At 52.4% G+C, this 15,283-nt stretch carries 12 protein-coding genes; 5 read left to right on the forward strand and 7 right to left on the reverse strand.

Annotation, left to right across the window (positions count from 1 at the left end; genetic code table 11):
* Positions 1 to 22: 22 nt before the first annotated feature.
* The 3 genes from G006_RS0103190 to G006_RS0103200 are packed head-to-tail and all read right to left on the reverse strand — an operon-like array spanning position 23 to position 2,358.
* Positions 23 to 523: a DinB family protein gene (locus G006_RS0103190; RefSeq protein ID WP_020481716.1), complete on the reverse strand. Its 501-nt coding sequence runs from the start codon at positions 521 to 523 to the stop codon at positions 23 to 25.
* On the reverse strand, positions 520 to 1,404 hold the full coding sequence (ilvE, locus tag G006_RS0103195; protein ID WP_020481717.1) for a branched-chain-amino-acid transaminase: 885 nt from the start codon (positions 1,402 to 1,404) through the stop codon (positions 520 to 522). Before ilvE ends, G006_RS0103190 begins: the two co-directional genes overlap by 4 nt.
* A gap of 15 nt (positions 1,405 to 1,419) precedes the next feature.
* Positions 1,420 to 2,358 (reverse strand): DMT family transporter, encoded by a 939-nt coding sequence (locus tag G006_RS0103200; RefSeq protein ID WP_020481718.1) that lies wholly within the window; start codon positions 2,356 to 2,358, stop codon positions 1,420 to 1,422.
* A 147-nt stretch (positions 2,359 to 2,505) separates the two neighbouring features.
* On the opposite strand from G006_RS0103200, the gene G006_RS0103205 reads away from it, so the two are divergent.
* The 4 genes from G006_RS0103205 to G006_RS0103225 all read left to right on the forward strand — a co-directional run bounded on the left by G006_RS0103205 (position 2,506) and on the right by G006_RS0103225 (position 6,515).
* The gene (locus G006_RS0103205) at positions 2,506 to 3,918 is read left to right on the forward strand and encodes an aminotransferase-like domain-containing protein (RefSeq protein WP_020481719.1); all 1,413 of its coding nucleotides are present in this window, start codon (positions 2,506 to 2,508) and stop codon (positions 3,916 to 3,918) included.
* Between the two features lie 526 nt (positions 3,919 to 4,444).
* Positions 4,445 to 4,984, forward strand: coding sequence for a transglycosylase SLT domain-containing protein (locus G006_RS0103210; RefSeq protein WP_020481720.1), 540 nt, complete (start codon positions 4,445 to 4,447; stop codon positions 4,982 to 4,984).
* An 18-nt stretch (positions 4,985 to 5,002) separates the two neighbouring features.
* Entirely contained in the window at positions 5,003 to 5,314 is a 312-nt protein-coding gene (locus G006_RS0103215) for a flagellar transcriptional regulator FlhD (RefSeq protein ID WP_020481721.1), read from the forward strand.
* 625 nt (positions 5,315 to 5,939) lie between these two features.
* Positions 5,940 to 6,515, forward strand: coding sequence for a hypothetical protein (locus G006_RS0103225; RefSeq protein ID WP_026146813.1), 576 nt, complete (start codon positions 5,940 to 5,942; stop codon positions 6,513 to 6,515).
* Between the two features lie 10 nt (positions 6,516 to 6,525).
* On the opposite strand, the gene G006_RS0103230 is transcribed toward G006_RS0103225, so the two are convergent.
* The 3 genes from G006_RS0103230 to traF are packed head-to-tail and all read right to left on the reverse strand — an operon-like array spanning position 6,526 to position 12,212.
* Positions 6,526 to 9,723, reverse strand: a complete 3,198-nt coding sequence (locus tag G006_RS0103230; RefSeq protein WP_020481724.1) for a conjugal transfer protein TraG N-terminal domain-containing protein — start codon at positions 9,721 to 9,723, stop codon at positions 6,526 to 6,528.
* A 30-nt stretch (positions 9,724 to 9,753) separates the two neighbouring features.
* Entirely contained in the window at positions 9,754 to 11,205 is a 1,452-nt protein-coding gene (locus G006_RS0103235) for a conjugal transfer protein TraH (protein ID WP_020481725.1), read from the reverse strand.
* A complete protein-coding gene (traF, locus tag G006_RS0103240; protein ID WP_026146814.1) occupies positions 11,202 to 12,212 on the reverse strand; it encodes a conjugal transfer protein TraF in 1,011 nt (336 codons plus the stop codon). The genes G006_RS0103235 and traF overlap by 4 nt, the downstream gene beginning before the upstream one ends.
* Positions 12,213 to 12,701: 489 nt before the next feature.
* Here traF and mobI point away from each other — a divergent pair, with 489 nt between their 5' ends.
* Positions 12,702 to 13,187, forward strand: coding sequence for a conjugative transfer protein MobI(A/C) (gene mobI / locus G006_RS0103245; RefSeq protein ID WP_020481727.1), 486 nt, complete (start codon positions 12,702 to 12,704; stop codon positions 13,185 to 13,187).
* A 384-nt stretch (positions 13,188 to 13,571) separates the two neighbouring features.
* Here mobI and G006_RS0103250 read toward each other — a convergent pair whose 3' ends face one another.
* On the reverse strand, positions 13,572 to 14,555 hold the full coding sequence (locus G006_RS0103250; RefSeq protein WP_020481728.1) for a hypothetical protein: 984 nt from the start codon (positions 14,553 to 14,555) through the stop codon (positions 13,572 to 13,574).
* Between the last annotated feature and the right edge of the window lie 728 nt (positions 14,556 to 15,283).

Raw genomic sequence — 15,283 nt, forward strand, 5'->3', positions numbered from 1 at the left:
AAAAGGGTTAAAAAATGCAAGCTTAGTCGACAAACGGCGCACAGATATAATCGATGGCGCCGTAGTCGCAACCGCACTGGCTTAGCAACGCGGTGATTTGGCCGCGGTGGTGGGTTTTGTGGATCAACAAGGTGGTCAGCATGGTAGCTACAGCCAGATTTCTATCCTGCCCGGTGGACAGGCTGCAGAAGGCGATGCGCCGTTGCAAATCGTCGGCTTGCAAGCCTTCGATCCAATCCAGCAAGGCTTGGTCGCAATCGGCTTGCGCCGCCCGCAATTCGCCGAAATCGGCGTAAAGTTCCAAGTCCAAGCGTTGGTATGGCGCCGTTTGATCTTGCAGCCGCGCCAGCCAGACGCGATCGCCCAGCAGCAAATGGTTCCAGGTGCCGTGGATGGAATGGAAAAATACGCCGCGCTCCCGTTTGCGTTCGTCGTCCGTCAAACTGGCGCAGGCGACGTACAAACGCTGGTTGACCCACTGGCTGTAACGCGCCTGCAACTGCAAATTTTCCAATAAATTCATCTCTCGCCTCCGCACTCTTGGTCTATGGTCCGCCGAAAGGCCTGTTGCAAGCGTTGGAACACCGGTCCTGGGCAACTAGGCAATGCACGGCAATCGATACTGGCCACCGCTATCAGTTCGGCGCCGGTGCCGGTGCCGGTCAACAAACATTCGTCGGCGGCGTACAAATCATACACGCCCAACGGCTGTTCGCTAGTGTCGATGCCTTCGGCTTGCGCCAATTCCAGCACTAAATCGCGGGTGATACCTTCCAGTGCGCCTTCGCTGCAAGGCGGCGTCAGCAAGCGGCCATTGCGGACGATGAACACATTGTCGGCGGTGCCTTCGGCCACCCGACCTTGGCCGTTGAGCAGTATCGCCTCGTCGGCACCGGCATGGTTGGCTTCGATTTTGGCGAGAATGTGGTTCAAATAATTCAGGCTTTTGATGCGCGGATCCAGGCCGTCGGCCGGCAAGCGGCGCACCGACGATACGATCAGCCGCGCCCCGGCCTGTTGTTGGCCGATGGCTATCATCGTCAATTGGTCGGCGATGGCGATGACATTGGGCTGCGAATAGATTTTGGGATTCAAGCCCAATGGCCCGGCGCCGCGCGTCACCGTCAGCCGGATATAGCCGTCGTCGTCTGCAAACGCTTCGATCAGCCGTTCGATGACAGCCTCCAATTCCTCGGTGGAGTATGATATTTCCAGCGCAATCGCCCGCGCCGACAGCGCCAGGCGTTGCAAATGCCGTTGCAGACGAAAAGCCCGGCGCCGGTAAAAACGTATGCCTTCGAACACGCCGTCGCCGTAAAGTAGTCCGTGGTCGTTGACCGGGATACACGCTTGATTGGTTGGCAGCAATTGGCCGTTCAGCCAAGTTAGCGAATGGGTACTCATAAAATGCTCCTGATGTTAACGTTGGCATGAAGATTTTCTGCCGGCCAAGACGCAGGCGACGACTACAGAGGCGGTTGCCAATTGTTCAATCTCGACACTTTCACCGATCAACCCCGAACCGGCTGCCATGCTGAGAAACGGCTGCAGCAATTGCAGTTGGCCGATCTGCGCGGTGCCGCCCAGCGCTAAACCGCGATACCAGGCAAAAAATGCCAGATACATGCTGACCACACTGACGTAGGCGAAGCCCAACAGACTAGGCCAGCCGACCAGCTCGATGCGCGACGGCGCGGCTTCCACCACCCACGGCAATAACAGCGGCGCAGTCATCAACAGCGCCCAACTGATGGTTTGCCAAGCGCCTAGCTGTTTCGCCAGCCTCGCGCCTTCGGCATAACCGTAGGCGACGCAGGCAATGGCCGCCAGTAAATACAGATCCGCTTGCTGCAGCCCTGCCGAACCGGAAAGATAGACGAAGACCAGGATGGCCATACTACCCAATGCCGTTGCCAGCCAGAATCGCCATGCCGGCCGCTCGCCCGATAACAGCACGCCGAAACCGGCGGTCAACAACGGCGTCAAGCCGACCACCACGGCACCATGCACCGCCGAAACTTGTTGCAAGGCCAATGCCGACAGTAGCGGAAAGCCAATCACCACACCGCCGGCGGTTGCGGCCAACCTCAGCCATTGACTGCCTTTTGGCAAACGGCCGCCTCGCCACCACAACGCGAATGCCGCCAGCAGGGAAGCGGCGACCGCTCGGCCCAAGCCGACAAATACCGGATCGAGTTCCGCCACCGCAAGCCGGGTAGCCGGCAAGGTCAGGCTAAAACCGAGGATGCCGGCGCAGCCGAACCAATAACCGCGCGTCAGCTCGGAAGGTTGGGGAAGCGTCGTAGGGTTACGGCCGCCAACGGAAAACTTGGCGCGGTTCAACAAGCGGAATTTCATAGTCTTGCCCTGTTTGATTGGAGGGGCTACTTTAGACTATGATCAGACTATCGATACAGATGCAAATTCTGTAAATTACATCGATACAATTTTGACTGATGATAAATTGTATCGATACCTAAACGCCGAAACTGTATTGCAACTGCCATGAATCTTCGTTACGAAAACCTCGCCGAACATTTGCTCAACGCCATCGCGCAGAATCTGTACCGACCAGGGGCACGCCTGCCCAGCGTTCGTCAGCTCAGTCAGCAACATCAGGTCAGCACCGCAACGGCGGTCAGCGCATTGCGGCTTTTGGAGGACCAGGGCCATCTCGAAGCCCGCCAGCGCTCGGGTTATTACGTCAGGCCGCGTCCGCGCTGTTCGCTGCAGGAACCGGCGATTTCGGCGCCGCCCCGCGAACCGTCATTGGTGACGGGTCAGGAATTGGTATTGCGGTTGGTCAAAGCCGCCAACAACCCGAACATCGTGCAATTGGGCGCGGCGGTGCCGGCGGCGTCGTTTTTGCCGACGCAAAAAATGGCTCAGCTGTCGGCCAGCGTCGCCCGCCGTTACAGCCAACGCATTGCCAATTACGAGTTTCCGCCGGGCGCGCCGGAATTGCGCCGGCAAATCGCCCGGCGCATGTCGGAACAGGGCTGCCCGGTCGATCCCAACGACATCCTGATCACCAACGGCTGCCAGGAAGCGATGACGCTGGCCTTGAGAGCGGTTACTAAGCCGGGCGACGTCGTCGCCGTCGAATCACCGACCTTTTACGGGCTGCTGCAAGTTATCGAATCGTTGTCGCTACGCGCAATCGAAATTCCGACCCATCCGCGCGACGGCATCGCGCTGGACGCGCTGCAACTGGCCTGCGAGCAATGGCCGATCAAGGCATGCATCGCGGTGCCCAACTACAGTAATCCGCTCGGCTATTGCATGAGCGACGAACGCAAACGCGCGCTGCTGGAGTTGGTCAACCGCTACCGGATCGCGCTGATCGAGGACGACATCTATGGCGACCTGGGTTTCGGCCCGCAACGGCCGTCGATGGCGAAAAACTGGGACAGCGAGGGACGTGTGTTGTATTGCTCGTCGTTTTCCAAATCCCTGTGTCCCGGTTTACGGGTGGGTTGGCTGGTGGCCGGGCCGTACCTGGAACAAACCGAATATCTGAAATACGTCGGCAATCTGGCAACGCCGACTCACGCGCAATTGACAGTCGCGGAAATGCTGGCCAAGGGCGGCTACGAACGGCATCTGCGCCAGGCGCGCAACCAATACCGGCAAGCGGTGGAGAGAATGACGGCGGCCATCGGCGTTTATTTTCCGTCAGGCACCCGCGTTACTCAGCCGGAGGGCGGCTTCGTGATCTGGGTGGAGCTGCCGGAAACTGTCGATGCGACGGCGCTGAGCCGGCGCGCGTTGCAGCAAGGCATCAGCATCGCGCCCGGCCCGATGTTCTCGGCGACGCAAAAATACCGCAATTTCATCCGTCTCAACTGTGCTGTCGATTGGGACGAGCGGGTCAATCAAGCGTTGGTCAGGTTGGGGCAGATGGTCGGCGAGGAATAGTCCGGATTGTAATTCCCAAATGCCCTGAGTCATCCAAAATCAAGCCTTCGAGTCAATACAGCTCAGCTAGCCAACGAGCGGTTTTATCAAATTAAAGTAACACCTCACTGTCGATTTTGGTCAAGACCCAGAAGCCATTCAAAGCTTTGTGTCGCTATTGACTATATAGCGCCATTTAATTTGTCACTAAACTAAAAGTCGCGCCATAAAAATGCTCTTGGTGGTACACATAATCCTCAGCCACCATCAGCACACCCAAGTCACATTCCTTCCGATCATAAGATCAAGTAAAAAAGCAAGGCCAAACTCAGAGGATCGGCGAAAAACAACTTAAAGAGAGGTTTTTCGAACATATAGAATTTTTGGCAACGTCGTAAACTCGCTTCAAAACCATAACGGTGAGCTCGCGATGTTAATTATTCACATAAAAAAACACGGGGTTAAGCACCCTGGCGTTTCAATCCAAAACCCTATTAAGCATCTTTGGATTGGATTGTTCAGTGGCCTTTACCTCATCAGCCAACCCATGGAATCAATGGCTGCCGATCCCATTCAAGCCAATGGCTACAGCCTACACTCCCCAGCATCTAAAGCTAAATTACAAAACACGCAGTGGGGACAAATTGCCCGTAGACATCGCATTGATCCCTATATTCTGTATGCCGTTGCGCTGACGGAGTCGCGAAAAAACGGTGAACAGAATTGTGTCGTGCCCTGGCCCTGGGCCATCAATAACGCTGGCAACTCCTTTATTCCTAGCAGTCAGCAGGAGGCCAAAGCTTTGCTCAATCAAATGCTGGATCAAGGCAAACGCAATATCGACGTCGGCATCATGCAAGTGAATCTGCGATGGCATGGCCACCGCGTTGCGAAACCCGAACAACTCTTGATCCCGAGCACCAATCTCGAAATTGGCGCTAGCGTACTCTCAGAGGCCATCCAATCGGTGCCAAACAATCTCGCTCATGGTATTGGGCGATATTACAGCTGGAAAAATGAGTCGGCAGCCATCCAGTACGGGCAAAAAGTGATTGCCTTGGCCGATCAAATCCGCGAAATTCTTTAGCCAATAAAGGATTCCACCATGGATGAGAATCTCTACAAACTGAATCTCGACTACCTCATCGTCGCTCAATCCTTAATTTTTTCCGAAAGCGAACAGAAAGCTATGTTCTGCCTGGGCTTAACGGCAGACGCGGTTTCATTGCTCAGAAAGATGCCGCTCGAACAACTGAAGAGCCTGGCACGAAGCGATTGCCTGACCTTTGTTCCCCGTTTCAACTCCCATAAATGGAGCGAATTCCTAAAAACCCCAAAAGCCGAAGTCCCGGATGTACTCGACGCACGAGCGATCGACTTACTGATGCTTTTGTCCGCCCACCCTCCAGAGTCATGAGCAGTCATTGCGCCTTTGCTACTCGGCTCAATGATCAGTATTGGGCCTATCAATTACTGAGACGAAAGTTGCGTACAAAATTGGCCTGCCGGGCCATCAAAACCTTGCGCCCCAAAGACTTGTGTAACCTTTATTTTTCGCTGCACCGAGAAAGTCCAGTATCTGGGCTAGTTCCCAGCATTACGTCGATGCCGCAAGCGCGCGAGTCGTTTCTGTACATGGCCCTATTTGCTTCAATCTATCGAAGCGCTTGTCCGGGTGATATCAGATCGGAAATAGATCTGAACGCTATGATTTTTGCCTGGGATACTTTTTGCACAATCTATCCCAACCATATTCTAGAACGCCGACCGTTTGGCCGCATACGACCTGCAAATTTCGATGAAGCCTGGATTATCACCGAAGCAATGAAAGACGGACTCGCTGAACTACCTTACTGTACAAGCTGCCATTTGCCCTATTTGGTTATTCATGGCTGCAAATACCAGCAGGTCTGCCAAATGTGCGTGCTAAACCAGATGCGTAAATCCAAATACCTCATTGGCTAATTGATTCTTTCCAAGAATATTGGGATAGTAGCCACTAGAATTCAGGATCTGCCGAATATTCGAAGTGGAGTCCACCAATGGCGACATTCTCATCCCAATTAAGCCGAAAAGACACTTCCAAACCCTCAGTCTTTGCCGGACATCATGCTACCGTGATTTGCAACGAATGTAGCCGATCCATGGTGCCTAGAGTAGTCGTTTACTATGGCAGACCAACCAAGTCGGTTTGCCCTTTCTGTGGCGTGACGTTTGCGCGGTTTCCGAGTGGATTGAAGAAGTTTTTGCAGCGTTTTCACACCCGCACATTAACTAAAAAGCACTTTAATTTTTTTAGCTTGGCAGCTGGATTATTTGGATTAACATTCATGGGCAGTTCAAAAGGCATGCTGCCTGAAACACTTTCTACATTTGCCCTATTTGGTTTCGTTACTTTTACTGCCCTAGCATTAGCAGAATTAGTTTTTCAGTGTATTGAACAATTGGCAAATCGTCTTTCCCATGAAAGTAATTACTATTGGGCTACCTTAGTGTTTGTAGCCTGGGTACTGGGGAGTATTAACAATGAACTTACCGTACCAATTATCATGCTCTCATTTGCCATGATTCTGCGAGGGATTATTGTTGGTTTTGGACAAATTCTTCGCAACAAATAATTCATGGTTCTTAATAATTAATTAGTCCTCTAGCTCGATTAAAGCTACTAATCTGATCTATGAGATCCATGCGATTTTGGCCGGCTGCACTCATCAATAACTTTGAAATATTGTTGCCATCAATGTCTCCTTCCTCTTTGATCAATTGTTGTTTTGCTGCGGCCAAATTTCCGCTATATCCTCCACCAACTGATATTCCAGCGAATGCTTCAAACATTGCTGCTCGGTAATATGTTTTTTGACTTGGCGTTAATTTGTCACCGATTTCATTAATTCTTTGGTCTGCCCAAGCCTGGGTAGTTTGAATAAAACCGGAGTAAGATTTAGAGGCTCCGTATTTTACGGAATCCCAAAAGCTTGCTCCGTTCGAGTAAGCTTCTGTAGTATTTGAAGTAAATTCTTTAATGCTTTCAGCACCAGAAGAACCCACGGCTTCGATATTCTTGGCGGTATTATAAATACTCCCTCCCAGGTAATCGTATGTTGCCTCCGCTACCGAAGGCGTGTCATTGGCCGCTGCCGCAATCGATTGCCTAAAGTGCTCCGCTTTGACATTCGCCAATTGACCGAAACCTTCTCTTGAATTTTGTTCACGCTCTGCCAAATTACGATCATGTTGTGCGTCGATATGGGCTTCGCCGCCGGCAATTTTTTCCGTCGCTGAACCAATATGCGCCTGAGCACGCTGATTTAGCGATTCGGTTTCAGCGCGTGGGTCTTTGAGATTGGCCTGTTCGACTGATGCCTGAACCCTGCCAGCTTCCGGAGCGCTGGCTTTCAGGGATTCATTCCGGCTGGCATTCCAGCTTTGATCGGCTTGCGGCGCATTAAACGCATCGCCGAGCAGCTGGTAACCCGAGATTTGCGCCTGGTACGATTGTTGATCGTCCAGCGTGCGGTAGCTGGGTGACGAAAATCCGGTCAATAACGACATGCCGGCGGCCGCATAGGCTTGATCGGCATTGCTGATCCAACCCGACGCTTTCCATTGCGAGGCTAGCCGTTGCGTATCGCCGCGCAAGCCGTATTGATCAAGTGTGCGATCCAGACGTTCCATCAAGCCAGAATCATGCGCGATTTTGTATCCCGTTTCCGCCGCACCGAAACTGGCTTGTGTTCCGAAGCGTTGTTGAGCCGATAAAGTTTGTTGATAGGATTCACTGGCGGATACCGCATCGGTTGCGCTGTGTTGTAGCGAGGACAGTGATTGATTTTGTAAGCCCATCGATGCGACGTTTCGGGTGCCGGTTTGTGCATCCATTGCTAGGCTTTTCGCCAATCCGGCCTGATAGCCTTGGCTGTCGTTGACCGTTTGGCTGATGTCCGCGGCAATCGCATCGGACTTGTCCTGACTGACTTTGAAATCGTTCTGCAAGCGGCCAGATATTGCGCCGCTGAGTTGGTCGCTTCCCAGCTTGGCCCCGGCATTGGCACTGCCGGCCACCAACGCCGAGAACTGATCGGCGGATATGCCAGTATCGGCATGCTTCTTGGCGAAGGCTTCACCGAACTGACGATTATAGGCATCGGTATAACTGGAACTGCTGGCAATCTGATTGCCAAGCGACCGGCTGTCAAACGCATCGTTACTGATGTTGGCCGACTTCGAGGCCGTGGACGACACACTGTGCATGAAGCTGCTGGTAGCCTGTTCCGAAGCACTATAAGCCGACGATACCGCCGAACTCATGTCCTTGCCGGCGGTAAAGGTGGGTAGCACTTTGTCGACGCCAGTTTGGGTAACCGCCGACAACGGACTGTATTGATGCTGCGATTGGGCATTCAAGACCGGCGCCGGGCTGATCACATCGGGCGTGGCAATTTTTTCATTCACGTAATCGCCGCCGTCCATGCGTCCCAGGAAATGGGTGGCGGTTACCGCTCCACGATAGATCAGCATCAATGTGATCGCCGGTGTGGACGCCGCCAACATACCGCCAATCGACAACCATTGCTGTAACTCCATGTCCAGTTGGTAAATCCCCATCATCGACGGCAGGTTGTAGGTCGCCGTGGTTAGCGCGGCCATTTTACCGGCGGCGGACATCTGGATGAACAGATTGATCACCGCCAGAATCGGCATCCACAATTGGATCCAAAGCAACATCGAGAAATAACCGATATTCATCCGGATACCGACATTGCCCAGCATCACTACGAAGGCCATGATCGGGGCAATGGCATAACTCAAACCTTCGATGAAGGCCATCATGGGTCGGACGATCTTGGAAAACAGCGTTTGTTCGGCCGCCCATTGAGTATTGCGTTGCTGAATGGCTTGTTCCACCATGGCCGCTTTGTTCCAGTGCAAACCGTCTTCATGCCGGCCAATCACGCCTTTCTCGAACATGGGCATGATCGCTGACATCAGCATGTAATCGGCGGCATCAATAACACCCGGCCCTGCCAGCGCATCAAAGGCATCCTGGATTTTCGGCACCGTATCGGCTGCTGCCGGCACACCCAGGGTGGGCTGCAACAAACCCTCCAGCGCCGTCGCGAAATTACCGGTGGCCACCACGCTCAAATCGGCCCAGGCTTCGGTGCAGGTTTTGGTTTGTGGTTGGCCGCCGACAAAGATTTGGGTCATGTAGATGTCGGAATCGAAGCGGATGGCATTCAACGGATCGGCGTCGCGCAAGATGGCATCCACCGATTTCTGATTCAGATCGACACCGGTCAACGTGCATTCCCGCACGTAATTGGCAAACGAGGTTTCCATGTCGCTGCCGGCATTGGGTACATTGGCCGCGCCTAAATTCACCCGCGACAACAAATTCTTCCGTACCGCCGTTAGAGTCTGCAAACTGTCGGCAAAGCCATTGCCGGTCATCGACGGTGTGCCAAAGCCTTGTTCGAACAATCGCGTGGTTCGATAGCCCATGTTCGACATCACACTGCCGACCACGGCCGGACCTAGCGGCACGTTGTCGACCACCACCACGCTACCGCTATAAGCATCCTCAATCGACACCCGCACCGACGGCGCATATAGCATCAACCACAACACATACGCCAACAGTAAATCCTGATAACGGATGCCCCGGCCGTCCCATTGCAACAAGGCTCTAAGCATGACGATGATGACACCAATCAAACCACCCACGGCAGCAGCGGTGCGATAATCGCCGGTGCCAGAGATCATCGCCACGGCATTCAGTACAGCTTGCAGATAGGCAGAATCGCCTACGGAAAAGATTTCAAACATAGGAGATGGCCTGTAGAGAAAAGATAAGGACTAAGGCGTCGGCCAGGCGGTACCGGAAGCCGGCAATTGCGCCACGGTACCGTAATGTTTTGGCTTTACGGTATTCATCAATTGCTGATAAAACGCCATCAGGGTTTGCGGATTGCCGTAGCGGCCGGCGATGGTGACGTACTCGTCTTGAATCTGCTCACGGGCATCTTTCAAGGCATCCATCAGCAATTTGGCGTAGGCATGGTCGTTCATGTGCGCGGCGGTTTGCACGGCATTCAGTAAATCATTGACAATTAGTTGCGCCAGTTCCAAGGCAATCACCGGTGCCGCTTCTTCGGCCCACATCCTGGCAATGCCGGCATCTTCCCTCGCCAAGTTATGGATCATGCCGCCGATGGCATCCGGCACTGTTTGCATGAAGGCTTTTTCGCTGTCGGTGATTTGACCGCTGTTGGTCGAGAATTTGTAGATAAGGCCGTTGCCGGTATTGGCCGAACCCAGCAGGATATCCATCACCCGTTGCTTCAAGCCCACCAGATTGACGTTCTGGACGATGGGTTTGAGGCACTGATCGGCATCGTGTCCATCCGAACAGGTGTACATCCTGACGGTTTGATAACTATTGCCGGCGTCATTGCCGTACATCAGATCCTTGATCCGCAGCACCGGCGGCGGCGCGCTGACCGCATTGTTTTCGCCTTTGCCGTCGGGCGCGGCTTGAGGCGCATCGACGATCACCGTACCGGAAATACTCATCGCCGCTTCCAGCAAATTGTTGCCACCGAAGCGAAACCAACCGCCGGCATTTTGATTGACCAAAGCCCGCCAGACCAGATTGCCCTGAATGATCTTGGTCATGTCGGCCGGGTCGTTTTGCTTCACCTGCTGTACCGGATCGCCCAAGGTACTGGTGTTGGTCCAGCTGGAAAACACATCCGAAATGCCTTGGGTAAACGAGGCATTGGACAGGTTGGTTTTACTTTGCAGGTCGAAGGCTTTGACAGTGTCGTTGACCAAGCCCTGTGCCAACCGGCAGGAGTTGCTGAACATCTGGTTCATTTCCTGGATTTTCTTTTGCAAGTCGGTCATCACCGACGCACACCAGGGGCACATGGCGCCGACGGCGAGTTGGAATGCATAGCCTGAGGCATTGGCGGCGACATTGCGCAGCAATTGCACGAACTGGTTGAAGTTGATGAAACTGAAGCTGCCGGCAAACAAATCGATACCGCCACAACCCGCGCTAAATGACGGCGGCACGAACGAGACCAGGTTGGTATTGGTGATGCCATTGCGCGCCACCAGGCTGCCGCCGGTAATCACGCCACGGCGCTGTCCCAGATGCGCGGTGGGTGCCGTGAAGTTGGTCATGGTGCCGAACATGCTGTCCATTTCCTGTTGCAGGTCGGCATAGGCTGGAACGGAACTCTCGATCAACAGAATCAACACCAGCACCTGGCGGTAGCGCAGAGACAATGAAAGCGAAATCATGGTGAGCTCCCCATTTGCGCACTGCGTTGCAATGCCTGGATCAGTGACAGTGGATCTTGAGTGACCGCAGGGCTGATGCTACCGGCGGCCGGTAACAACATCGGTGTGTTACGGATGCCCTGAGTGGTTTGGTATTGCGAGGCATCGATCCAACCGGCTTCCTTGGCGGCCAGCAGAATCCGTCCGGTGACTTCTTCCAACGACAACGCGCCTTGCGCCAACGGCACAATTTGCTTGGGCGGTTTCATCAGGAACAGCGCCGGGGTTTGTTCGACGCCCAACATCGCCGCTTGACCGTTATCCCGTTTGAACTGGCTGAAAAAGCCGTTCGGCGTCGGCAAACCATCCAACGACACGGGATATATTTTGAAACCGTAAGCGTTTTCCAGCATCGCCAGAATCGGTGCCTGCACATGGCAATAAGGGCAATCGGATCGAAAGAAAAACAAAATGCCGGCTTGGGCGGCAATCGACTTCAATGCCATTTCCGCCACCACGTTGGCCTGATGATTGGCTTCATTGGCCGCATAGGTCGCCACCGGACGGCGCACGGTTTCATCCAATTGCGGATCGGACATCACCACGTAACGCGCGGCGTTGGTAAAACGCTCAGCTTTGTCCATCATCACCCGCTGCAGGTAGTAAAACGCCGCCACATTCTCGGGACTGGGATCGTCGAGCGCCTGGTTCAGGTAATGCTCCAGGTTTTGCTTCAACCAGGCCGAGGAGAGCGGTTGGGGTTCTGCAGAAGGCTGTACTTGAGTTGTGTCTACAACTTCGGTTTCAACGACGCTGGGCGGTTTGATGTCAGGCTTGGGCTTTTCCTGGGCGGCTTGAATTTCGGGTCTGGCTTTTTTAACCGGCTCCGGCAGCACCTCATACCAAAACCAGCCGCGTTGCTTGTCGGAGAAATAGGAAATCTCGGGCGCGCTGTCTTTTCCCATCGCCAGTGAGGCTCTGAGACACAAGCTTATGATGATTGGCAAAGAAATGGCGTTTCGGTTCATCGCGCCATTGTCCGTCAGATCTTCCCAGCGACTTTTGCAGCTGACGACGAAAACGCCATCAGCTGCAAGATGATTCGAAAAGCGATCGCAGATCGCGACCGGAACGGCAGACGATCGCAAATTCGGCGTCAACTGCAATCGGTATCCCATATCGGTTGCCTAAAATGCTGGCGTTATTGCGAACGGACGATAGCCCGCAAATCCCAATAGGAATTCGACTTTCGATTTCCCTACTGTAGTAGGGAAAGGTGGCAACCGTTAACCGGCCCCTAATCCGAAGTTATTTCCTAGGTAGGCATGAATCACGCCGTTTTGCGAAGGCAATGCCTAAATGAACCATCGAGAAAATGACAGTGATATGCCTACTGCGTTAGGGATTTAAGGTGCAAATACCTATGCACTAAGGCGCTTTCCAAGGTTCGCAATGAACAGAAAACTCCATTAGGCATTGTCCATGTCTATCCCTACAGTTAAGTAATAGGAAAATTCATGTCCAGCGAACGACCCGTCAACGCTCAGTCCACTCTCACCGAACAAGACATATTGCATTGGATCGAAACCCGGTGCGATCATCTCCAGGCGCAAGCCAAAGTATTGGTCGATGATTATTGGCGCCAATTGAAAAGCCAGCGCCAGAAACACAGCAAAAGCGAATCGGGCCGAATCGGCGTCCGCATCCGCTGCCGGGAAAACCAACGCGGTTTCAGCATTGAGTGGTATCGCATGGCCACGTTACGACAAAACGGTCAAACCAAGCCAATTGCGCAGTACGTTAAGAAAGGCCGCGGCTATCGTTATCCGCTCGGCAACCTGCTGAAGGGGGAACCCGCCTGGGAGACGGAATTAGTCGAAGAACTGGAAACCGAGTTTGCCCATATCCGGCAACAGCTCGATCGATTGGGAAAAATTCGGGATGCTCTGCAGCGTTATTGCAGGGTAATTGAAGCCGAAGCCAATAACAAATTCATCGGTTGATGATTGCAAGATTACGAGCATTGTTCCAATCGGCTTGCTAGAAAGATAGACCCCGATACGGCGATTACCTGTCGGTCGGGATGGCCATTCAATTTCAACGATTAATACATCCTGAAATCCATTCGAATGTCTGGAATTCGGCGAGCAAATTGAAATTATCACTGTGTCATAACGGCCAATAGCGGTCTGACAGTATCATCAAATCAAATCCCTAACGGTCCCGAAAGCAGACATTTAACGTGAACGCTCACCCGCTCGTGTTCACGGCGGACCAAGAAAACACGAAACAGCTTGCTGCCCCGTGGTGAGTGGCACGAAAAGTTAGGCAAGGATACTAAATTGATTTGGTTCGTTATTCACCACATTTATGGTCCATATATTGTGTCAATCTCTATTTGGACCGTTTAGCACCCGTTTGTTGCCTAGGTTTGCAGACTGCAATCTGCCCCACCCAGCCAGAACTGAGATAAACAGCCAGGCGGAGGCTGGTAGCGGCACGGCAGCCGGAGCCGCAATGAAACCATGGAGAACGCTATTAGCGTAGAAACCCCCTACTACTTGTCCGCTGTCATTGATGCCATCAGCCCAAGTATTATATTCCCCCGGAGCATCGAGAATCGTATAGGTGCTGCCGTTGAAGACGAAACCATGTGACCACCCATTGGTGTCGTTGAGAATTCCAACCACCTGTCCGCTATCATTGATGTCTCGGGCCGAGATGTTATATCCATTAGGGGCATCGAAGGTAGTATAGGTGCTGCCGTTGTAGACGAAACTGTGAGTACCCGTAGCGTCGTGAAAGTCTCCCACCACCTGTCCAATATTATTGATGCCAAAAGCCCAAGTATAATCAGCGTTAGGGGCGTTGAGAGTAGTATAGGTGCTGCCGTTGTAGACAAAACCATGGCTACCAGTGACGTCGTAAAAGTGACCCACTACTTGTCCACTATCATTAATGCCGAAGGCCTGGGTATTATTTCCATTAGGAGCATCGAGAGTAGTATAGATACTGTCTTTATATACGAAACCATGGCTACCAGTAGTATTATCAAAATCTCCAACGACTTCTCCTGTATTGCTGATATCTCTGGCAATGGTGTCACTCACTGCATCAGGAACGGCTAAAGCAGCATAAGTGTTGCCGTTGTAAACGAAGCCATGAGTGCCGTTATTTGTAAGAACACCTCCTACGACCTGTCCTTGATTATTAATGCCCTCAGCCCAGGTCCAGCTAACAGATGGAGCATCAAAAGTAGTGAAGTTATAAGCCGAAGCTTGCACGACTGAAGTAAAGGCAAACAAGCTGGCTATTAAGGCTCTGCTAATAACCAATCGTTTGAATGATTTTAGATCTAGAGAATAAGACATACATACCTCAATATTAGTTTTTTAAAATAATGGGCTGGAACATCACCTTCCCCTGACACAAATTCCCATCCTTGGATTTCCCAACACCTAGTTGGGGCGCTCTAGCTTGAATGGTTCGCACGGCATAATTGGAAGGAACTAACCCCGGTTCTGTGAAAATGTCTTAGATTAAGCGGTCATGGGCACCAAAATAACCTAACGCTTATTCTACTTCACAACCAGGTGTCAACTACATACTTTTATCTTTGCAGTCAAACGGGTCGAGTTAAGTCATCCATGATATCGAGTGAGCTAGAAGTCCCCTATGACCAACTGGGAGCTATTAGCCTCAAATCAAATTTTAGCCCGTGTAGCTCCGATTAGCGAAAGCGTAATCGGAGGAATGTTGACTTCGAAATGTGCGATTACGCAAGCTAATCGCACCTACATTCTGAATGACAGCTAATTGGCCTTTTACTGTCACCGCAAATTAAATCTTATCTGGCGACAAAGGGTCGTCATAAGACGACCGAGGGCGTTCCATATAAGCCCAGTGACAAACGCCTCACTAGCATTTGTTTCAAAAACGAAATCCTGGCTATCACCAGTCCCTATATATAGATTAAATAAAGATTATATATAGATTAGCACCTTCGATTTTCAGCGTGAAAAAATCGCTGAAGCCCGCGAATAGCTTGGCCTGCGGCGATTTCCAATTTTGCTCGAAGCGTCGGTCTAATGCCGTGTCA

This window comes from Methylomonas sp. MK1, from assembly GCF_000365425.1.
In the GTDB taxonomy this organism is placed as follows: Bacteria; Pseudomonadota; Gammaproteobacteria; order Methylococcales; family Methylomonadaceae; genus Methylomonas.

Bases quoted from the DNA above. Each gene is read 5' to 3' on its own strand.
- G006_RS0103215 (WP_020481721.1), top strand. From the start codon at position 5,003: ATGGATGAGAATCTCTACAAACTGAATCTCGACTACCTCATCGTCGCT.
- G006_RS0103230 (WP_020481724.1), bottom strand. From the start codon at position 9,723: ATGTTTGAAATCTTTTCCGTAGGCGATTCTGCCTATCTGCAAGCTGTA.
- G006_RS0103210 (WP_020481720.1), top strand. From the start codon at position 4,445: ATGGAATCAATGGCTGCCGATCCCATTCAAGCCAATGGCTACAGCCTA.
- mobI (WP_020481727.1), top strand. From the start codon at position 12,702: ATGTCCAGCGAACGACCCGTCAACGCTCAGTCCACTCTCACCGAACAA.
- G006_RS0103190 (WP_020481716.1), bottom strand. From the start codon at position 523: ATGAATTTATTGGAAAATTTGCAGTTGCAGGCGCGTTACAGCCAGTGG.
- traF (WP_026146814.1), bottom strand. From the start codon at position 12,212: ATGAACCGAAACGCCATTTCTTTGCCAATCATCATAAGCTTGTGTCTC.
- G006_RS0103225 (WP_026146813.1), top strand. From the start codon at position 5,940: ATGGCGACATTCTCATCCCAATTAAGCCGAAAAGACACTTCCAAACCC.
- G006_RS0103250 (WP_020481728.1), bottom strand. From the start codon at position 14,555: ATGTCTTATTCTCTAGATCTAAAATCATTCAAACGATTGGTTATTAGC.
- G006_RS0103235 (WP_020481725.1), bottom strand. From the start codon at position 11,205: ATGATTTCGCTTTCATTGTCTCTGCGCTACCGCCAGGTGCTGGTGTTG.
- G006_RS0103200 (WP_020481718.1), bottom strand. From the start codon at position 2,358: ATGAAATTCCGCTTGTTGAACCGCGCCAAGTTTTCCGTTGGCGGCCGT.
- ilvE (WP_020481717.1), bottom strand. From the start codon at position 1,404: ATGAGTACCCATTCGCTAACTTGGCTGAACGGCCAATTGCTGCCAACC.
- G006_RS0103205 (WP_020481719.1), top strand. From the start codon at position 2,506: ATGAATCTTCGTTACGAAAACCTCGCCGAACATTTGCTCAACGCCATC.